Source organism: Ohtaekwangia koreensis (assembly GCF_900167975.1).
GTDB classification, from domain to species: domain Bacteria; phylum Bacteroidota; class Bacteroidia; order Cytophagales; family Cyclobacteriaceae; genus Ohtaekwangia; species Ohtaekwangia koreensis.
In genome coordinates this window covers 299,460-321,338 of the sequence record NZ_FUZU01000001.1, presented here as the reverse complement: position 1 = coordinate 321,338, position 21,879 = coordinate 299,460, and the positions used below count along the sequence as shown (strand labels likewise).

The 21,879-nt window shown below is 43.6% G+C and carries 12 protein-coding genes; 7 read left to right on the top strand and 5 right to left on the bottom strand.

Annotation, left to right across the window (positions count from 1 at the left end; genetic code table 11):
- Positions 1–17 precede the first annotated feature (17 nt).
- Complete coding sequence (locus tag B5Y40_RS01330) at positions 18–2,870, top strand: CHAT domain-containing protein (protein WP_079684910.1); 2,853 nt, start codon at positions 18–20, stop codon at positions 2,868–2,870.
- Positions 2,871–2,914: 44 nt separating this feature from the next.
- Entirely contained in the window at positions 2,915–3,910 is a 996-nt protein-coding gene (locus tag B5Y40_RS01325; RefSeq protein ID WP_079684909.1) for an aldo/keto reductase, read from the top strand.
- Positions 3,911–3,990: 80 nt separating this feature from the next.
- Here the strand turns inward: B5Y40_RS01325 and B5Y40_RS01320 are convergent, their stop codons facing one another.
- The 4 genes from B5Y40_RS01320 to B5Y40_RS01305 form a co-directional block, all read right to left on the bottom strand.
- Positions 3,991–5,148, bottom strand: a complete 1,158-nt coding sequence (locus B5Y40_RS01320) for a PQQ-dependent sugar dehydrogenase (protein WP_079684908.1) — start codon at positions 5,146–5,148, stop codon at positions 3,991–3,993.
- A 123-nt stretch (positions 5,149–5,271) separates the two neighbouring features.
- Entirely contained in the window at positions 5,272–5,850 is a 579-nt protein-coding gene (locus B5Y40_RS01315; RefSeq protein ID WP_079684907.1) for a GDYXXLXY domain-containing protein, read from the bottom strand.
- Between the two features lie 79 nt (positions 5,851–5,929).
- A complete protein-coding gene (locus B5Y40_RS01310) occupies positions 5,930–7,225 on the bottom strand; it encodes a DUF2157 domain-containing protein (protein WP_079684906.1) in 1,296 nt (431 codons plus the stop codon).
- Between the two features lie 82 nt (positions 7,226–7,307).
- Positions 7,308–8,153, bottom strand: a complete 846-nt coding sequence (locus B5Y40_RS01305) for an NHL repeat-containing protein (RefSeq protein ID WP_143785557.1) — start codon at positions 8,151–8,153, stop codon at positions 7,308–7,310.
- 258 nt (positions 8,154–8,411) lie between these two features.
- Here B5Y40_RS01305 and B5Y40_RS01300 point away from each other — a divergent pair, with 258 nt between their 5' ends.
- Complete coding sequence (locus tag B5Y40_RS01300) at positions 8,412–8,855, top strand: hypothetical protein (RefSeq protein WP_079684905.1); 444 nt, start codon at positions 8,412–8,414, stop codon at positions 8,853–8,855.
- A 133-nt stretch (positions 8,856–8,988) separates the two neighbouring features.
- Positions 8,989–10,752: an OmpA family protein gene (locus tag B5Y40_RS01295; RefSeq protein WP_079684904.1), complete on the top strand. Its 1,764-nt coding sequence runs from the start codon at positions 8,989–8,991 to the stop codon at positions 10,750–10,752.
- Between the two features lie 77 nt (positions 10,753–10,829).
- On the opposite strand, the gene B5Y40_RS01290 is transcribed toward B5Y40_RS01295, so the two are convergent.
- Entirely contained in the window at positions 10,830–11,291 is a 462-nt protein-coding gene (locus tag B5Y40_RS01290) for a hypothetical protein (protein WP_079684903.1), read from the bottom strand.
- A 185-nt stretch (positions 11,292–11,476) separates the two neighbouring features.
- Here B5Y40_RS01290 and B5Y40_RS01285 point away from each other — a divergent pair, with 185 nt between their 5' ends.
- From B5Y40_RS01285 to B5Y40_RS01275, 3 genes are all read left to right on the top strand, one after another.
- Positions 11,477–20,206, top strand: a complete 8,730-nt coding sequence (locus B5Y40_RS01285; RefSeq protein WP_079684902.1) for a glycoside hydrolase family 94 protein — start codon at positions 11,477–11,479, stop codon at positions 20,204–20,206.
- Positions 20,207–20,278: 72 nt separating this feature from the next.
- The gene (locus tag B5Y40_RS01280; RefSeq protein ID WP_079684901.1) at positions 20,279–20,614 is read left to right on the top strand and encodes a response regulator; all 336 of its coding nucleotides are present in this window, start codon (positions 20,279–20,281) and stop codon (positions 20,612–20,614) included.
- 141 nt (positions 20,615–20,755) lie between these two features.
- Complete coding sequence (locus B5Y40_RS01275; protein ID WP_079684900.1) at positions 20,756–21,787, top strand: BON domain-containing protein; 1,032 nt, start codon at positions 20,756–20,758, stop codon at positions 21,785–21,787.
- Positions 21,788–21,879: the final 92 nt, after the last annotated feature.

Here is a 21,879-nt window from a genome sequence, read left to right as displayed (position 1 = left end):
ACTATAAAAACCCGATCATGAAGCGAATCCCTATAATCGCAGGTATACTTTTAACCCTGACTTTTCCCCTCCAGGCTCAACTCCTGAAAGATCTTAAAAAAGCTGCCACCGATGCAGGCAAGAGCCTCAACACGAAAGACAATCGAGATAAGGTATTCAACCTTGCCATGAAGGATATGGAGCGAGCTCGCGCAGAGTTTGACTCCGCGGATTTCGACTATGCGATTTTGCTTAGTGATAACTCAGGACTCTTTGACGTAAAGGAAAAAGGTGAAACCGCTGCGCGCTTTACTTCTGCAGTCGGGCTAACATCTTCATATTTAAAAAATGATGCATTGTCCGATGCAGAGCTCGCTCGCTTCCATCGCGAAGCAGGTGAAGTGTGGTATGCCAACGGTAAATTTACCATGGCAGAAAAAAAGTTTGTAGCCGCTAAAACGGCTTATGAAAAAGCCAATCTGAAAGAAGATATAGGGTATATTAAAACTATATCCAACCAAGGCTTGCTTTATGCTACCATGGGACGCTTCACACAAGCGGAAGAATTAACAGTTGAAGCGCTGGATTTACGCAAAGCAAAATTCGGAGACACAAACACAAGCGTAGCCGCATCGCTCAACAATTACGGAGTTTTAAAATATAGTCTTGCCCGCTATAACGAAGCCGAAAAAGATTTTGAAACATCGCTTTCCATTATCAAGTCGAACAATCTGCAGGCAGCCATGCCCTACGCCATTATACTCAACAACCAGGCGATGTTGTTTCAATCGATCGGCAGGTTTGAAGAAGCAGAGAAAACTCTGAAAGAGGCTATTGTGATCGGTGAAAAATTGCAAAGCAGTAAATCCAGGAATCACCTGAAGTTCTTGTCCAACCTCGCATTACTCTATCAGCAAATGGGGAAATATCCGGAAGCTGAAACTATATACCTTGGCATGGAAAAACGTTTAGGAAAAAATAATCCAGACTATGCCTCCATGTTAAACAACCAGGCAGCACTTTATATAGTAATGGGAAAAGAAGATAAAGTGGAAGACCTTTTAAAACGCTCTGCTGCTATATATAAATCAAACTTCAATGAAGAAAACCCGGCTTACGCCAAGGCCATCAGTGATCAGGGAAATTTCTACCGCTATAAAGGTAAATATACCGATGCAGATCCATTGCTTGAAAAAGCGCTGGCCATCCGTGAAGCCACGCTGGGAATCAATCACCCGCTATACGTTCAATCGCAGGAGGATATAGCTATACTATACTGGAAGCGAAAAATATGGGATAGATCATTCATGATGTATCGCAACGTTATGGATAAGTCGCTTGACTTTATCAACACATACTTTCCGCCCATGAGCGAAGCGGAGAAGACTAAATACTGGGATATACTTTCACCACGCTTTCAGCGGTTCTACAATTTTGCTATTGATGCAAGTATAGAAAACCCACATGCCATCGAATCACTTTACGATTACCAGATCGCCACCAAGGCACTGCTCCTCAATTCCACCAACCGTGTAAAGCAGGCAATTCTTACCAGTAAAGATGTGCAGCTTATCAAAGATTATCGCACGTGGCTTGACCAGAAAGAAACCTTGGCAAGACTATATGCTTATTCCAAACAAGATCTTCGACAACAGAATATAAATCTGGATTCACTCGAACGTGCCGCCAATGCAATGGAGCGAAAACTTTCTGAGCGTTCAGCAGATTTTTCTTCAAGTTATTCTGCCAAAAAAGTAAGTGCTGATCAGATCAAAGCATTGCTTACCGACACTGAAGCAGTAGTTGAAATTATCCGCGTTCAAAAGTATGATCAGAAGTTTGAAAACGATGCGCGGTACCTGGCATTGGTATTAACAAAAGGTATAGATATACCCAAGCTTGTAATTCTGGATAATGGATCACAATTGGACACCCGCTATTCGAAATTCTATCGCAATGCCGTTCAGCAGCGAATCGCGGATGAATACTCATACGATCAATACTGGGCACGTATAGAACCCGAACTCAAAGGGAAGAAACTCATCTATATATCTCCGGATGGCGCTTACAATCAGATCAATCTCAACACCCTGAAAAAGCCGGATGCCGATTACGTCATAAACCGATACGACCTCGTGATCCTGGGAAATTCAAAAGACCTGATCGCCTGGAAAAGTAAAAAGGCAAAAGCTCCACGAAAAAATGCAACATTGATTGGTTTTCCGGATTATGGTGCCGGTGAAATTGCTGCGCTACCCGGAACCAAAATCGAGATGAATACTATATCAAAAGTATTAAAGACCTCTGGCTACCAGGTGACTTTGTTCTCTGAAAAAACAGCGACCGAGAAAAATCTAAAATCGATCAAGGCACCAACACTTATACACATTGCGACTCATGGATATTTTCTGAAAGATACCGAGAGCAGTGGCGCTGCCTTTGGTGTACATCTTGAAAATGCCAACGACAATCCTTTACTCCGCTCAGGGCTGTTACTCGCTGGCGCATCCGGAACGGTAAGCGGTAAACGAATGCCCAACCTGGAGAGCAATGACAACGGTATACTTACTGCGTACGAAGCGATGAATCTGAACCTTGAAGGAACCGATCTGATCGTATTGAGTGCATGCGAGACAGGGCTGGGTGATGTAAAGGCTGGTGAAGGTGTATATGGCTTGCAACGTGCTTTTCTTGTAGCAGGCGCGGATGCGTTGATCATGAGCCTCTGGAAAGTTGATGATGCCGCAACCCAACAACTCATGAGTAACTTTTATACAAACTGGTTGAAGCTTGGCAATAAACAAAAAGCTTTTAAGCAAGCACAACTTCAGCTCATGGTCAAATATAAAGAGCCTTACTACTGGGGCGCCTTTGTGATGATGGGCATGTGATCAGAATCTATATAGTATATTTATACCTATAATTCAATACAACGATGGATTTGAAGAAAATTGGAAACTCATCCGTACAGGTAACACCCATGGCTTTTGGAGCTTGGGCTGTTGGCGGATGGATGTGGGGAGGCGCTGAAGAAAGTGCTGCATTACGGGCAATTCGTGCTTCCTTTGATTTGGGCATGACAACCATTGATACAGCACCGGTGTATGGATTTGGCCGTAGCGAAGAACTGGTAGGCCGTGCGTTGCAAGGTATACCCCGTGATCAATACCAGATTCTTACAAAGTATGGATTGAACTGGGAAACCGCTGAAGGTGAATTCTATTTTGACACTACCGATAACAACGGGAAGGCCCTAAAAGTATATCGCTATGCAGCGGCAGCGAAAGTGATCAAAGAATGTGAAGATAGTCTGCGCAGGTTGAAAACCGACTATATAGATCTGCTCCAGATTCACTGGTCTGACGCCACTACACCTATTGAAGAAACGATGCGTGCCGTTGTCAAACTTATTGAACAAGGTAAAGTACGTGCAGCGGGCGTTTGCAATTACAGTACAACACAAGTTGATGAAGCCTTAAAAGTTGTAAAGCTTGCTTCGAATCAAGTGCCGTATAGTATGATCAATCGTGGCATTGAAAAAGATATAGTACCGCAGGCACTGCAAAAAGGAATGAGTATAATTCCTTATAGTCCATTGCAACGCGGGCTTCTTTCCGGAAAAATAAAGCCAGGACATAAATTTGGTGAAGGTGATACGCGCGAGAACAATAAATTTTATACCACAGAGAATATAAATCGCGCGAATGCGCTCCTTGAAAAAATAAAACCGATCGCAGATGGTCATAACGCAAGTTTATCACAACTCGTTATCAACTGGACAACCCGACAGCCGGCCATGGATTGTGTATTGGTTGGTGCAAGAGATGAGCAACAAGTAAAAGAAAACGTGAAGGCCCTCGACTTTAAACTTTCAGATGAAGAGCTAAAGAAAATTACACAGGCTGCGAATGAATTTATGCTGGCAGAATAATATATAGATCCGCGTTTTTAGCTATGCGCTACAAGTAAAGAACTGCAACTCGTAGCGCATAGCAAAAGCTCGCAGCTGATTTAATTGCTTGCGGGCACAATCTTCAACAACATTCCCGGACTTTGAGTCGCGATGTATACATATCCGTCAGGTCCTTGCGTAACCATTCGAACACGCCCTACTTTGTCGAGGAGTTTTTCGTGCTTCACATATTTTCCATTGCTTACTTCAACACGTGCTATATGTGTTTGTGCTAAGGCGCCTACTATAAAGTTATTCTTCCAATTTGGATATTTATCACTCGTAACTTGCGTTAAGCCACACGTTGCTATAGATGGAACCCAGTACCAAACAGGTTGTTCCATTCCCTCTTTCGCGGTGATGTCTGTAATCGGAGTACCATCGTAGTTAATACCATAGGTAATCACAGGCCATCCATAATTTTTTCCTTTCTCAACTTTATTTAATTCATCTCCACCCTTGGGACCGTGCTCTGCATCCCATAGCTCACCCGTTGCTTTATCATATACCAGTCCCTGCGGATTACGATGTCCATAACTCCAGATCTCCGGCTTAGCGCCTGCTGTATTTACAAACGGATTATCTTTTGGCACTGTCCCATCTTCATTGAGACGAAGTACTTTTCCTAAATGATTACCAAGGTTCTGCGCATTCTCCTTGGTACCTCTTTCTCCGCTTGAAAAAAAAATATGACCCTGGCCGTCAAAAACGATACGCGATCCAAAGTGAACTTCAGAATCTGCAAAAGGTTTAGCAGAAAATAAATCCTGAAAGTCGGTGAAAGCATTGCCATTCAGTTTGGTCCGTGCGATCGTTGTGCCACCACCGCCTTCGCCAGGCTTTGCATAGCTCAGGTATATCCAACCATTATTAGCATAATCCGGATGTACAATTATATCGAGTAATCCACCTTGTCCATGATCATATACCGCAGGAACATTTTCAATTTTCTCATCCAGTAATTTACCATCCTTTATAATTCTGATCTCGCCTTTTTTTTCTGTTACCAGGATTCTTCCATCCGGCAGAAATGCTATACCCCAGGGATTATCAAGTTTATCGGTTAATGTATCGACCGTGAATTTTAACTTTTCAGATTCAATTACAGCACCTACTGTCGTCGTTTCTGTATTAGTCTTCTCTGTTCCGTTTTTATCAGAACAAGCCAATACCGACAAAGCAAGTGACGCATATACTATTCCATTTCTTAGGGTCATAGAGTTTATATTTTATATTAATAGGATATCTGCTTATATACCATCCAAGAGGAAAGATAGGGCAAGTTAACAAGGTGCCCAACCTGGTCGTGTCGCTTTTTGACGAACTGGAGAGATCACCCGTCAATCGGATGATTGCGCCTGATTAATCTCAGCAACGATATCAGCAATACTACGGTCATTGATCATCACATCCTTCAGTCCTGCCTTACCATCCTTTACACTTACCACGGCATACGTAACTTGCGTTGAATCTGTACGCGCCTGCCACGATACCCGTTCAGCTTCAGCTGCTTTCGATTCTTCAAGATAAAACCTTTCGAAAGGATACGCGATCCAAAGTGTATACGGCGCATCATATGAATCAACGCTTTGCACACGCGCCTTTATATAGTCTACGCCTTCCGGCTCATACATGGAAACGCTGTTGATCCGTGCATAACCGGCTGAATCTCGAAGCGAAACATACACATCCGCCACATTCTCCCATTCCTTAAAGTCTGTAACATTGATATGATCTTCTTCGAAATTCAGGGTTATATATTTTCCCCGAAAGGGATCAGAAGGGTCGATGGGACGCGTTTTAAATTTATATACTTTGCCTTCGCTTAAAACTTGCTCCTGATCATAGATCATCATCCCAGGCACATACCATTGCGCCAGACACATCAAAGCAAACAACAGAAGTAATATCTTTTTCATTTCGTTTCAGTGTTACAAGACAAGGCCGCTACAGCCTGGCTTTGGTTTCATACTATATATATACTATACGTACTAATCATTATACATTGCTATTAAGCTCAGCTTTACGCTTGCGCACCATCCAGGCGTTGGCAACGAAAAATCCTACGCCCACAGCTACGAACAGCAAGCCACGTACTACGAAGCTCATATCAACATCAAAGAAACGGCAAATGATCAGTGCTGTAAGAATCAGCAAACCATAGTTTAACAAGCTCAAACGATTTTGCTGTGCACCGTCACGAATGGTAAATATCCCGAATGCAAACAAGATTATATTCGTCAGTATCCGTGCTAACTGGGGTGATTGAAAACTGATGAACACCAACAGTAATACGATGATAAAGCCATAGCTTTTAACATTCAGAGATAAAAAGGATTTCCTAATACCTGACCAGATCAGTAAAGCTATAGCCAAACCAAAAGTGATCCAATACGGATACGCATCGATCAACTCCGGCCTATATTCCCGCCCTCCCGACAGCTCAATCCAAAACTCTTCAAAACTCAGAAAGAGCAATATCGAAATTAGTCCCAGGCTTCCTGCTATCAGAAATCCATTGGTGATAAGCCTGCGCTGGTAAATCTTTTCAACCTGACCAATCAATATAAAAAAACAAAAAACATTTATATAGGTAATGACTGTAATTTCTTCCAGCCAGTTACCAAACATTCCCAACACCGTGGTAATGGAAGCTGCTATAAACCACGAATGAAATGCAAAGAAATTACTATTTGACCTTTTCGTATAGAGTAAATAATAATGTGGAAGTACCAACAACAATAGTCCCCAATACCACCAGGCCGTTTCGTTCGGGTAATGGAAATAGCTAAGCTGACAAGCATACCAGGTGATGCCTAAGATATATAGTAAAGATGCAAAGGACGACTGCATCACATAGATCACCGGAAACGCAAGCAACATCCACAGAAATAAAAATCCATGCAGTGTGCCTTCGATATTATATACCTGGCTTACGATAGATATACTGGCCGCAATAGAAAGGAACAGGAACGCTGCACTGCTTTCCCGCCAGGCAGTGTGATCGCGTTTTTTCAAAAACACGAAGCCACAGACAGCCTGCCCCACCAGCATGGGAAGCAATGCTATAGCAAGCTTCGGAACCTTGCCCAGTGTATCCCAGTTGTGAGCGATAATCAGGATGATACCCAACCCTACGAGCAGCGCTCCTAAAATACCAAAGACAATAACAAGCCTGTTGGGTACCTGTGCTTCCTTTTGATTATAATATACTCTGATTTTCTGTGCGGTTTCTTCCGTGATGATGGTTGCCTCAACAAGTTCATGCAGGTCTTTCAGGATAGGTTTACTCATATTGTTCCGGGGTCTCCTTTAAAGCTATAGCGTATGTCCAATACGCTATAGCCTTTCAGGCGTAAATTACTAAAAAACGATATTATTTCTGAACGGTATAGGCCGCTATACTATTCCCGAAAAATGTCGGAATGTAAAGCGTCTTCGTTTTAGAATCGTAGTCTACGTCAGCACTATTAAGTTTCTGTTCCTTTGTATCAAGCAACCGCGTTGCTTTGCCGGTTGAATCAACTAAATATACTTCACCATACCAGGAGGAAATTATAAATTCATTCTTGCCGACAGAAACAATACCATCACCACCCGGAGCAGCAGTACCAACTTTTGAGAGTTTTTTACTCCAGTCGAGTTTATAAAAATTACCAGTCTGGAAATCTACAAAGTAAAGGGCATCCTTCATCGCCAGCACACCATTGGTACTTTTAATTTCAGCATTCTCATAATATACTTCGGCTTTACCATTGGCAAATTTGTGGATCTTGCCCGTACGGGAATCCGACACATATACATTTCCTTTTTCATCGGTGGTAACATCGTTCAAAAAAATGGCACCTTCCACTTCTGTGAATGTTGGTTTCCCGGTAGCAATGTCGATAGTAACGATGCGGCTCAGGTCTGCTACATATAAATTGTTTTTATAGATACCCATGCCTTTCGGAGCATTCAACCCGGTTACCCATTCCAATGTAATTACTTTCCCTTCCGGAGATACCTTGGATATAAATCCTTTCCCATCTTTCTCATCAGATTTACCATCAATGTTGGCTACATATAGCACGTTGTTTTTTGCATCTACATACACGGACTCAGGAACACGAAATACAGTATCTGATTTCCATTTCATAGTCAGTGTTTGCGCGTTCGCACAGAAGGCTACCAGTATCAGTAGTAAAACAGTAAAGTTTTTGAGGGTTGTGTGTTTTTTCATAGTGTATTTTATTTATGCAGATAAATTATGATGAGTGGTTTCGCAGTTGCAAATCTATACTATAATGATTTCCATAGCATTTCTAAAACCAGTAAGTAAATATCATCGATATCCTGAAGATGGCAAAGAAAACTTAGATTAACGGAGGCTATGGTTCCTGTATTCTGAAGTTAAATGTTTGCACACTCCAAAGAAGTTATGAAAGGCTCGGAACTTTGAAATTGCCTTGTTAATTTGTGCGCAAATTAAATCTTTGCTATGTATACCGGATTATTCCATACCCATTCATCCCTTCGCTACATCTTGTTGCTCTTGCTTATTGTAGTGATTGTAAAATCATTGCTGGGCTTTGTTAACAAAAAACCTTTTGGAAAAGCAGACGATAAGCTGAGTCTTTTCCTGTTGATCTTTACACATATACAGTTTGTGGTCGGGTTGACGCTCTATTTTGTAAGTCCTTTCGTGCAGTTTGGAAGTACTACGATGAGTGATAAAGTTACACGTTATTGGACAGTGGAACATATCTTTGGAATGCTTATCGCGGTAATACTCATCACGGTAGCACGCTCTACATCGAAACGCATGACTGACGCAACCGCTAAACATAAACGCTTGTTTATCTTCAATGCCCTGGCGCTTGTTATCATTATTGCTGTGGTCCTTATGGGTGGCCTAAAGATCATCGGCAGCACGCGTATGTAAAGTCTATGTAAGTAATTTTTCATAAAGCTATTAAATAACGCTATGGCTATCGACCAACCGGGCAAAAGCCCGGTTTTTTTGTGTGTTACGATTTCTGTTATTGTCTTAACTTTACTCTGTTAATTTAACCTACATGAAAACCCCACTATTACTATTTTTTAGTCTCCTAACTTTTTGCGCACTTGGCCAATCGGCTCAACAATCTATGGAGCGCTACGAGCTTGTTAAAATGGACAAGAACGTTAACACGTTCCATCATGAAGCTGCTCCGGTAATTTCTCCGGACGGCAACACGCTATACTTTTTTGTTCAGGATCATCCTGAAAACACACAAGGTAAAGATGATACTCAAGACATCTGGGTATCGAAGAAAGATGCGAATGGCGTTTGGGGAAAAGCAGAACATCTTCGCAGTCCATTCAACATCCATCGTTCTAACCAGGTGTTCACTGTATTCCCGGATGGAAACTTGTTCATTAAAGGAGGAAGAACAAAAGGTGAAAAAGGGTTCTCAATTGTTACAGGCGGTTCACTTCGCGAGCTCGATGTAAAAGATTTTAAGTCTATGAATAAAGGCCGCTTCTATGGCGCGAGTATGTCGGCCGATATGAAGCATATGATCATATACTTCAGTGAAAAAGAAAATAGTCCCAACAGTGATCTCTATGGAAGTGATCTGCTTCCAAACGGCTCATGGTCTAAACCAGTGAAATTGAAACTCAGTACTACACTAGACGATGTTGGACCATTTATCGGCCCCGATCAAAAAACACTATACTTCGCAAGTGCACGTCAGTCACCAGGCAGACAAGGTGGTGTTGATATTTATAGGACAACACGCCTGGATGAAACATGGGCAAACTGGTCTGAACCTATAAACATGGGCAAACCCATCAACACAAGTGCTCTTGATTATTATTTCACCATTGATAATGCCGGCAATGTATTTACAAGTCGTGCAAACAAAGCTATGGATGGCGCACAACTCGACCTCTACCAGCTGGTGCCCAAAACATTTAAAGTACAGTTAACTGGTATCGTGCTGAATGAAAAAACACAAGAGCCGTTGCAAGCTAACGTAGATATAAAAGTTGCAGATAAAGAACCTGTAAAGCTGCGCTCCAATGCCACCGGTAAATTTGATACCAAAGTACCCGAGATGAACAGCTTTGCTATAGCTGCCAGCACCGAAGGGTTCCTTCCAAAGGAGCAGTCCTTTAAATTACCTGTACTCACAAAAGATACCACTATATATATCGAGATGTTGCTGAAGCCGGTAGCCAAAAAACTTCTGGTCTCCGGAAATGTTTACGATAAGAAGACGGATAAACAAATCGCTGCCAAGCTTGACATCGCTTTGCGAAACGACCGTAAGACTAACTTCAAAGTAGATGCGTCCCGTGGCAGCTATGAAAAAGAAGTACCAAAATTAGGTTGGTATATGATCACCGCTTCCGCGGAAGGATATTTGAATTCAACAGACAGCGTTCAGCTTGAAAGCGAAGAACTTTCACCCGCGATACGCGATCTATACTTGCTGCCGATCGAGATTGGTGTGACCGTTCGTCTAAAAAATATATACTTCGATTTCGACAAGACTACTTTAAAGAAAGAATCTTTCACAGAGTTGAACAAAGTAGTTGAATTTCTGAAGCAGAACAGCACCGTTGAAATTGAAATTGCAGGACATACCGACAACAAAGGCTCTGATGATTACAACGCAAACTTGTCGCAGGGAAGATCACAGTCAGTAGTAGATTACCTGATCAGCCAAGGTATAGAAGCTTTCCGTCTTACAGCGCACGGCTATGGAGAAAGCAAACCTATCGATACCAACGATACAGATGCCGGCCGCGCCAACAATCGCAGAGTTGAATTCACAGTAGTGAAAAAATAATATAGTATATATAAATGCAATTGCCTCGGGATTAATCCCGAGGCAATTGATAATTCCGGAAAAACAACTACATATAATTAGATCAACCCTGCCTCTTTTAAAGCTTTCTGTTCATCGCCCGTTATATAGGAAAAAATCTTTAGGGCATCGTCCCGATACTGCAATAAATAAATTACCTGAAATTCAATAGCGATGGCTTTACCATCCGTGCGCTCATAGCGCGAATCCCAATCAACAGTAGCCAGTACGTGGTATTCATTGAGCACTGTTACTTCGATATCTCTGATTTTCATAGAACGAGTTCCGATACTTCGGTAAAATTCATTACCCTTCGGAATCATTTTACGAAATGAATCATCGTTCTTACCAACAATGACTCCCGCAGGATTAGCTTCAATAAAATTCTCCGCGAAAGCGTTAACAGTCCCCTCTATGTCGTCTACTCCGCCTTCTATTCTATTATCACCGTCTAACGCCCTCGCAAAACGGTCTTCATAATCCTGGAAGAAAGCCTTTACTTTCTGTTTTAGACTATCCATAGGAGCTATACCCTCAAATCCTATTCCCTTATGGCTTGTTTGAGATAGGGAATATAATTCCCCAAGTTACCGCTAATGTTAAGTACATTTACATGAAGTCCGTTGTTTTCCACACTGTCCCTATTGGTAGGATCATTTAAAGACTAACTGTCCGGCACTCCACATAAAAAATTATTGCTTCCACAATGAAGGTAAACTCAGCAACCATAGAGGACCTTTTTGATCAGCTTCGTCAGCATTTTCAAAAGGATTATTTAACCCGTGAAGATGTTAATGAAAAACCCCCGTTACGATCAGAGCTATATAGTGCAGACCAGATGGACTTGCATGCACACGAGCTGGCTACGGCACATATCCTTGCTTCCGGAGAGACTCCTGAGCTATTGCTAAATCGCCTCGCACAAAATGAGGAAATACTGTTTCGTGTAGCAGCTCTTTTACAGACCGCTGTGAAAGAGAAAAAAATTATAACTCCCGCTGGCGAGTGGCTTCTGGATAATTTTTACCTCGTTGAAGAACAGATTCGTATCGCAAAACGTCACTTGCCAAAAGGATATAGTAAAGGACTGCCTAGAATTGCCAGCGGTAAATCTGCTGGTCTTCCCAGAGTATATGATATAGCGATAGAAATCATTTCGCATAGTGATGGTCATGTTGATATCTATAGTCTCAATAATTTTATCACGGCCTATCAAAAAGTAAATTACCTTACGCTTGGCGAACTGTGGGCTGTACCCATTACACTGCGCCTGGCGTTGCTTGAAAATTTAAGTCGTGTTGCATCACGTATTGCTATTGATCTGCTGGATGAAGATCTCGCCAACGGTTGGGCTGAGCGCATTCTCGAGACAGCCGAAAAAGATCCCAAAAATCTGGTACTGGTGATAGCTGATATGTCGCGATCCAATCCCCCCATGGTCAGCGCATTCATTGCAGCCTTCACACGCAAACTTCAATGGAAAGGTCCTGATCTCACACTGCCTATAAATTGGATCGAACAACATCTCTCTGAAACCGGCATTACCATCAATGCCATGGTGCTTGCCGAAAACCAGAAGAAGGCAGCAAACCAGGTATCGATGAGCAACAGTATAAACAGCCTGCGTTTCCTTTCCAAGATGGACTGGCGTGAGTTTGTGGAAGCTGTGAGTGTAGTAGAACAAACGCTTCGATTGGACGCTGCCGGTATATATCCCAAGATGGATTTTGCTACACGCGATCGCTACCGGCATGTGATCGAAAAAATGGCGAAGAAGAGTGAGTTATCCGAACATGCGCTATCGGAAATTGCACTGACGCTTTCGCAGGAAAAGAAAATTGAAAATGGTGATCAACGTAAAGCACACGTAGGGTACTACCTCATTGGCCCCGGAGTAAAAGAAACTGCACAACGCGCAAAGGCTGTGTCGTACAACGGCATGGCTATCCTGCACTTTTGCAGACGCAACGCAGGTAGTATATATAGTATTGGTGTAGTGTTATTGACTATAGCTGTTGCTGTTGGGTTATTAACAAGAGCCTATAATAACGGTGTCCACGATGGACTATTTATACTCCTTATGCTCCTTGTAATACTAGGAGCCAGTCAATTTGCACTTGCTATAGTAAACTGGATTGCTACCATTGCAACGAGTCCTGCACGCTTACCCAAAATGAACTTCTCTACGGGTATACCCAATGAGTATCGCACACTCGTGGTCGTCCCGAGCTTGGTGGGTAATCAAAAGCAAGCGGAAAAATTACTGGAAGATATAGAGGTACGTTTTCTGGCAAACCGGGATCCGAATCTTCTCTTCGGCTTGCTGACTGACTTTAAAGATGCATCACAGGAAACATTGCCGGAAGATCAGGCGCTGGTCAACACATTACAACAAGGCGTTCAGCATCTCAACGCAAAGTATGGAAGAACAATAAATGATACCTTCTTTCTGTTTCATCGTCCAAGATTATGGAATGCGCGCGAAGGAAAGTGGATGGGCTATGAACGCAAGCGAGGAAAGCTCAGCGATTTGAATCGGTTAATACGCGACAATGTAAAGCAAGCATTCGCCTTGATTATCGGAGAAGAAACGATCTATAAATCGGTACGCTATATTATTACGTTGGATACCGATACGCAACTGCCGCGTGATGCTGCCTGGAAACTTGTTGGCATCATGGCGCATCCGTTGAATCAACCGGTATATAGCGAAGAAAAGAAACGTATAACCGAAGGATACGGCATTGTGCAGCCGCGCATTGCAGTAAGCTTACACGGTGCCGAACGCACACGCTATACCCATCTTCATGAAAATGACTCGGGAATTGATCCGTACACGAATGCTGTGTCGGATGTATACCAGGATGTATTTTCAGAAGGCTCATTTATAGGAAAAGGTATATATGACATTGATGCCTTCGAAAAAGTACTGGATGATCGCTTCCCCGAAAACCGGATTCTCAGCCACGATTTGATCGAAGGTGCATATGTTCGGTGTGGCTATGCCAGCGATATACAGTTCTACGAAGATTATCCTTCCAACTACGGTGTTGATATCGGCAGGCGCCATCGCTGGGTTCGTGGCGACTGGCAGATCTGGAATTGGATTCTACCAGTTGTACCCAACAAGAATGGGAACCTGCAGAAAAATCCTGTCTCAACATTATCCCGCTGGAAGATCTTTGACAACCTCAGACGCAGTGTTGTTCCGATTGCCCTGACTATGCTATATATACTCACCTGGCTTTTTTTACCTGCCACGTGGTTCTGGACTATCTGTATAACCGGATTAATTATACTTCCTTCTATTCTGATTTCCCTCTGGAGCATGCTTCACAAACCGAAAGAAGTTTTGTTCCGGCATCACATCCTGAATTCACTCCGCAATACCTATAAAACTATTTTACAGGCTTCCTTTACAATAGTCTGTTTACCATACGAGGCCTATATCAACGCGGATGCTATCGTACGCACAGTATGGAGAATGTTTATATCGCGCAAGAAGTTATTGGAATGGAATCCATCCGGTTCTGTCCAACCAGGCCACCGGGAAAATATACTTGAAACATATACACGCATGTTCATCGCCCCGGTGTTGGCACTGGGCATTCTGGTGGCACTAATCAAACTTCGCCCGGAAGCAGTGGTGGTCGCTATACCCTTCCTGGTATTATGGATTCTGTCGCCTGCTATCGTTGCGTGGCTCAATAGTCCGGTACCTGCATTGATCGGAGAGTTGAGCATTGATCAGCGAAGTACATTACGAGAACTGTCGCGTAAAACGTGGGCATTTTTCGAAGACCTCGTAGGCCCTGCTGATCATTGGCTTCCGCCAGATAACCTCCAGGAATATCCTATACCGGTAGTAGCACACCGCACTTCACCAACCAATATAGGATTGGCGCTGCTTGCGAATCTGACGGCCCTTGATTTTGGATATGCCTCGGGTATACAATTCATCAATCGCACTGCGAACACATTCAACACGATGAAAAAACTCGAGCGGTATCAAGGTCATTTTTACAATTGGTATGATACCACTACGCTCCAGACTTTACATCCAAGATATATATCAACGGTTGATAGCGGTAATTTGGCCGGGCACCTGATCACATTAAGTCAGGGGCTTCAGCAACTGCCCAATAAGACCGTAACGGATCGTGCGGTGGTAGAAGGACTTTACGACACGCTGCGTTTAGTGATCCGAAACCTTCCTGCGTCACAAGCTACCCTATACGAATCCATTCAAAAAGATATAGCGGAGCTACTGATGCTGAAGCGCATCACATTTCAGGACATTATAAGTACACTTAAAAATATAGTAGCACATAGCAATCTGACTATAAATCAACTTGATCAGAAAAGCGAAGGATACTATTGGGCAATGGCGCTTGCCAAACAAGCGAACACTTTCCTTGAAGAATTTGATTTTATAGCACCATGGCATACATTACTGCCAGCACCTGAGAAATTCACACACTTAAAGATCTTCAATGAGATTCCTACACTGGCACAACTCGCAGAGATTGATCAAACAACACTGGCAGAACTACCAACACTTCCACTTCAAAAGAGAACCGAAGAAGAAGAGCTGTGGCTCGAAAAATTTGACAGCGCATTAAAAACTGCCGCACAATATGCACAGGAACAATTACTCATCATTGAAAACCTGGTGAATGAATGCTCCGGCTTTGCAGCGATGGAGTATGATTTCTTATATGATAAAGCACAGCACTTGCTTGCTATAGGATATAATGCAGAGATCCTTCAACGTGATTCCAGTTTCTACGATCTGCTGGCATCTGAAGCGCGACTAAGTTCTTTTGTAGCAATCGCGCAAGGAAAAATTCCGCAGGACAATTGGTTTGCATTGGGAAGACGTCTCACGACAGCGGGTAGTACTCCGGTGTTGCTCTCATGGAGCGGATCCATGTTCGAGTATCTCATGCCAATGCTGGTTATGCCAAGTTATCCCAACACCTTGCTGGATGAAACCATGCTCGGCACCGTAAAAAAACAAATTGAATACGGCCGGCAACGAAATATACCCTGGGGAGTTTCCGAATCATGCTACAACGTAGTGGATACACATTTGATATACCAGTACCGTGCATTCGGTGTTCCAGGATTAGGATTTAAAAGAGGACTTGGTGAAGATCTTGTTATAGCACCCTATGCAACTGTAATGGCATTGATGGTACATCCACAAGCCGCACATGAAAATCTTGAACGATTGCGCAAAGAAGATTTTGAAGGACGTTACGGATTTTACGAATCTATAGACTATACGCCTTCGCGTTCTCCGCGTGGACAACGGCACGTATTGATTCAAACGTTCATGGCACATCACCAGGGCATGGGATTTCTGTCTCTAGCCTATACGCTGCTGGATCAGCCAATGCAGAAAAGATTTGAAGCTGATCCTGCGGTTCAAACTGCATTGCTTCTGTTGCAGGAACGTGTACCACAAACTACAGGTTTCTATTCGGCAGCAACCGATATGCAGGATGTTACCACCGTGCTGACACCAACTGAAATGCGCGTGATCAACACCTCGGATACACCTTCACCCGAAGTACAACTGCTGTCCAATGGAAGTTATCATGTTATGCTCACCAACGCTGGTGGCGGCTATAGCCGATGGAAAGATATAGCGATCACACGCTGGCGTGAAGATAGTACATGCGACAACTGGGGTTCCTTCTGCTATATACGCGACCTTGACGCTGGTAATTTCTGGTCTACATCACATCAGCCAACCTTGAAACTGGCAGATCAGTATGCCGCTGTTTTTTCACAAGGCAGGGTTGAATTCAGAAGACTTGACAATGCTATAGAAACTCATACGGAGATTATTGTATCACCCGAAGATGATATAGAGATCAGACGTATACACATCATCAATCGCTCGCGTAAGAAAAGGAAGATAGACATTACCAGCTTTGCAGAAGTTGTACTCAATGCGCAAAATGCTGACACGGCGCACCCTGCATTCAGCAACTTGTTTGTACAAACGGAGATCCTCTCTCACCAACATGCTATCATGGCTACACGAAGGCCGCGTTCACATGATGAGCAACCACCGTGGATGCTACACATGATGAAGTTCAACGGCACGCATGCAACAGACATCTCCTATGAAACCGATCGCGATAAATTTATAGGGCGTGGCAATAGTATAGCAGCCCCGAAAGCGATGAAGGTAAAAGAACCCCTTGGTAACTCACAGGGTTCTGTGCTGGATCCCATTGTTGCTGTACAATATCGCATGACGCTTGAACCGGATGATGCTATTGCTATAGATATAGTTACCGGCATCGCCAAAACCAAAGGTGAATGTCAGGGTTTGATCGATCGTTACCAGGATCCGCACTTGCGTGATCGCGCGTTTGAACTATCGTGGACGCATAGTCAGGTTGTATTGCGACAGATCAATGCAGCGGAAGGTGATGAACAATTATTTGGAAGACTCGCCAGTTCAGTGATCTACAGCAATCCAGTACTTCGCGCGAAGCAAAATATACTCGTACGGAATCAACGTGGACAATCTGCGTTGTGGAGTTACTCTATATCCGGAGATTTACCGATTGTATTGGTGCGCGTATCCGATTCATCCAACATTACACTGGCACGGCAACTTGTGCAGGCACATGCTTACTGGAAACTGAAAGGACTTGCTGTTGATCTTGTGATTATAAATGAAGATCACACAGGCTACAGACAAGTTTTACAAGATCAGATTCACGGCTTGATTGCCGCGGGTATAGGTGTAAACGGACCTGGCAAACAAGGTGGAATTTTTGTACGATCATCCGATCAGATTCCCAACGAAGACTGGGTATTATTGCAGACTGTAGCGCGTGTAATTTTATCAGATACCCGCGGAAGTCTGATCGACCAGGTGAATAAACGTGGTGCGATCAAAACAAGTATACCGTATCTCGACCCGACAAGTGTTGCTATACCGATACAGCTTGGAGCTTCCAATACGGGTTTATCCTTACGCACCGATCTTGTATTCTTCAATGGCCATGGTGGTTTCACAAAAGATGGAAAAGAGTATGTCATCTATACTACGAAAGATAAACCAACGCCACTTCCGTGGATCAATGTTATTGCTAATAAAAACTTTGGCACCATCGCTACAGAAAGTGGTTCATCCTATACCTGGGCAGAGAACGCACACGAGTATCGCTTGTCGCCCTGGCACAACGATCCGGTTACTGGATTAAGTGGAGAGGCTTTCTACATACGCGATGAAGAAAGTGGCTATAGCTGGTCGCCGATGCCTTTCCCTGCCAAAGGGAAAACACCCTATATTACACGGCATGGATTCGGCTATACTGTATATGAACATTTGGAAGATGGTATATTTACAGAAGTATGGGTATATGTAGACCTGGAGGCTGCCGTAAAATTCACCGTTGTCAAAATCAAAAACAATTCCGGAAGAACCCGTCAGTTAACAGCGACCGGATATATAGAATGGGTGCTGTCAGATTTACGCGAGAAGTCGGTATTGCATCTTGTAACAGAGGTTGATGCCGCTACGCGTGCGATCGTGGCTACAAATCCCTATAACGCTGAATTCAATAGTCGTGCAGCCTTCTTTGATGTCGATGCCGAAGAATATACTTTCACCTGCGATCGCACTGAATTTATAGGACGCAACGGTACACTCGAAGCACCGGACGCATTAAAGCGTGTGCAACTCTCCGGTAAATATGGAGCTGGTTTGGATGCGTGTACCGCTATGCAAGTTCCGATTGAACTTGAAAATGGTAAAGAGCGTGAAATAGTTTTCCGTACTGGTTCAGGAAGAAATATACCAGAAGTAAAAGAGACCATACGCAAACATCGCGGAAGAAAAGTTGCACAGGAGGCCTTGCAAAATGTTCACCGTTTCTGGAATAAAACACTCGGCACTATATATATCGAAACGCCCGATGCTGCATTGAATATGTTAACCAACGGATGGCTGGTATATCAAGTGCTGTCTTCACGGCTTTGGGGAAGAAGCGGCTTTTACCAAAGTGGTGGTGCCTTTGGATTCCGTGATCAGCTTCAGGATGTAATGGCATTACTGCATGCAAAACCTGAACTCGCACGCGAGCAGATTATACTCGCAGCGTCACGTCAATTCAAAGATGGTGATGTGCAACATTGGTGGCATCCTCCTGTAGGCCGCGGTGTACGTACACAATGTTCTGACGATTTTATGTGGCTTCCCTTTGTTGCCAGCCGTTACGTTATCGCAACCGGTGACGTACAGATTCTGGATGAAGTCGTACCGTTCCTCGAAGGTCGTCCGCTGAACGCCAATGAAGAATCGTACTACGATCTCCCCGGTATATCCGAGCAACGTGTCAGTATATATGATCACTGTAAGCGCGCCATCCACCGTGGACTCATGCTATATGGAGAGCATGGACTGCCGCTCATTGGCTCAGGTGACTGGAACGATGGTATGAATATGGTTGGTATACATGGCAAAGGGGAAAGCACGTGGCTTGCGTTTTTCTTTCATGATGTACTGAAACGTTTTGAATCTATAGCACACGTGCACAACGATATAGCATTTGCTGAAGAATGCGCTTCGAACGCACGGCAACTCGGCAAGAATATCAACCAGCATACATGGGACGGCAACTGGTATGTGCGCGCTTATTATGACGATGGTACACCGCTCGGTTCATCTGCAAATGATGAATGCCGCATTGACTCTATATCACAAAGCTGGGCGGTTCTCTCCGGAGCTGGTGAGCCCGACCGCATTGTCAGCGCCATGAATTCGGTAGACCAATATCTCGTGCGAAGAAACCATAAGCTTATACAATTACTAGATCCTCCGTTCAACAACTCTGAAAAGGATCCAGGATATATAAAAGGGTATGTTCCGGGTGTACGTGAAAATGGCGGACAGTATACACACGCAGCGGTGTGGATGGTGATGGCGTTTGCTAAACTCCACGACCGGCAGCGTACGTGGGAGTTGTTGAACATGATCAACCCGGTAAACCACGGTAAAGATGCGACCGAGATCCAGGTATATAAAACAGAGCCGTATGTAATGGCGGCCGATGTATACGGAGTGGCTCCGCATGAGAGTCGTGGCGGCTGGACATGGTATACCGGCTCTGCCGGATGGATGTACCAGCTCATCATCGAATCATTTATAGGGTTAAGACGGGAAGGCGACCAATTGTTCTTCGAACCTTGTCTTCCTAAGGAATGGCCCGCCATTAAAATACACTATCGTTTCAAAGAAACGATTTACTATATCACGATCGACCATACTTCGGGAGATGAAACGGAACTCATTATTGATTCCGTTCGCAAGGCTGAGAACAATATCCGCCTGCAAGATGACAGACGTGAGCATTATGTCACCATTAAAGTTAAGGAAACTGAGATGAGTAATTTGATACACATTTAATTTTAACGATCCCTTGCCTGACACTATATAAATAAGTAACAACGTTGGTAGGAGATTTTAATAAACAAAGCTATGAAGGCCAAAAAAATTTTGCTGATCGATGATGAACGGGATTTTGGTGTCCTGATGAAAAGCTTCTTTACTCGAAAGAATTTCGAGGTCTATCATGCTGTTACGTTAGCAGAAGGAATGAAAATTCTGGATGAGATTGAACCGGACTATATTTTTCTGGACAATAACCTTCCAGATGGATTGGGTTGGGGTAAAACCGAATATATACTGGTGAATTATCCAAAGGCTCAATTGAATCTCATTAGCGCTTATCACGTGCCTAAAACTTCTGCTTCGTCATTTCGCATTTTAGAAAAGCCGCTTGTCATGGAAGAACTTAACAGGATCTTCGAGTAAAGATCACGGCAGTTGTGTAAATCAAGTAACATCTTCGGATGTATCGAGTAACTGTATGCTCAATATTTCCCGTCACAAAAAGGCACGGTTTTGTCGATTGCTATAGCATATTCAATTGTTAAACACTTAAATTTTTCAATTATGGCTAACTACAATCGTGCGCAACGCGGATCGCGTTCCTACTGGCCTAATAAAGAAAGTAGCTCACGTGGTTCTAATTATGGAGACCGTTATACCAATGGTCACCATTTGGAAAATTCTGACTGGAATGAAGGTCGCTATGGCCAAGGTTCTTCCTACGATGACAGGTCATCCGGATATCATGGCAATGAAAATCAGTATAACTCGAAACGCTATGATGATCGCGGAAATGATTATCGCAATCAGGGACGCTCCGGAAGATCAGAGTATGGTAACGCGCGTTCCTACGACCGTGATTTCGATTCGCGATACTATGGAAACCAGAATACATATAGCGGTGGAAGTTATGAAGGTGGATATGGCAACAGGGGTTACGACACCAATTCTAACCGCGAACAATGGAACGATGACCTGGGTTATGATTCCGACTATCGTGGCGGCTATAGTCAAGGCCGTATAAGCGATGGTGGCTACGGTGGTTCCACTTATGGTTCTGGTAATTATGGCGCCTATAGCTCAAACTATAATCGCTCAGGTTACGGTCAAGACGAGGAACGCAGCTGGTGGGATCGCAGTCGTGACGAGGTATCATCCTGGTTCGGTGATGATGATGCTGAACGCAGACGCGAACAAGACCGGCAAAGAAGTGGTCAGCACAAAGGTAAAGGTCCTAAAGGCTACAGACGTTCTGATGAGCGCATCAAAGAAGACATCAGCGACAGACTTGGTGATGACCCCTATATTGATGCTTCGGAAATAGAGATCAGTGTAAGCAACGGTGAGGTGACTTTGATCGGGGCCGTAGATAATCGTTCTGAAAAACGCAGAGCCGAAGATATAGTTGAGAATATATCTGGCGTGCTGAATGTTGAAAACAGAATCCGCGTACGATCCAGCAGTGGTATGAGCGGTGTCGATTTATCTCCGAAATCAGGACAATCTTCAAAAGATAATTCGAGCATGTCCACTCCGGTTGGTAGTGCGACTTCCGCCACCAATACATCGCGCAAGACAAGTCCTGCGGAAGCATAGTGTATTAAAATTATATACTATAATTTAATTAAAAGCATCGCTCAAATCAGGGCGATGCTTTTGTTTATAAGCACAATTCGAATTTCTGTTCG

Coding starts and splice junctions, on each gene's coding strand:
- B5Y40_RS01330 (WP_079684910.1), top strand. CDS start 18: ATGAAGCGAATCCCTATAATCGCAGGTATACTTTTAACCCTGACTTTT.
- B5Y40_RS01325 (WP_079684909.1), top strand. CDS start 2,915: ATGGATTTGAAGAAAATTGGAAACTCATCCGTACAGGTAACACCCATG.
- B5Y40_RS01320 (WP_079684908.1), bottom strand. CDS start 5,148: ATGACCCTAAGAAATGGAATAGTATATGCGTCACTTGCTTTGTCGGTA.
- B5Y40_RS01315 (WP_079684907.1), bottom strand. CDS start 5,850: ATGAAAAAGATATTACTTCTGTTGTTTGCTTTGATGTGTCTGGCGCAA.
- B5Y40_RS01310 (WP_079684906.1), bottom strand. CDS start 7,225: ATGAGTAAACCTATCCTGAAAGACCTGCATGAACTTGTTGAGGCAACC.
- B5Y40_RS01305 (WP_143785557.1), bottom strand. CDS start 8,153: ATGAAAAAACACACAACCCTCAAAAACTTTACTGTTTTACTACTGATA.
- B5Y40_RS01300 (WP_079684905.1), top strand. CDS start 8,412: ATGTATACCGGATTATTCCATACCCATTCATCCCTTCGCTACATCTTG.
- B5Y40_RS01295 (WP_079684904.1), top strand. CDS start 8,989: ATGAAAACCCCACTATTACTATTTTTTAGTCTCCTAACTTTTTGCGCA.
- B5Y40_RS01290 (WP_079684903.1), bottom strand. CDS start 11,291: ATGGATAGTCTAAAACAGAAAGTAAAGGCTTTCTTCCAGGATTATGAA.
- B5Y40_RS01285 (WP_079684902.1), top strand. CDS start 11,477: ATGAAGGTAAACTCAGCAACCATAGAGGACCTTTTTGATCAGCTTCGT.
- B5Y40_RS01280 (WP_079684901.1), top strand. CDS start 20,279: ATGAAGGCCAAAAAAATTTTGCTGATCGATGATGAACGGGATTTTGGT.
- B5Y40_RS01275 (WP_079684900.1), top strand. CDS start 20,756: ATGGCTAACTACAATCGTGCGCAACGCGGATCGCGTTCCTACTGGCCT.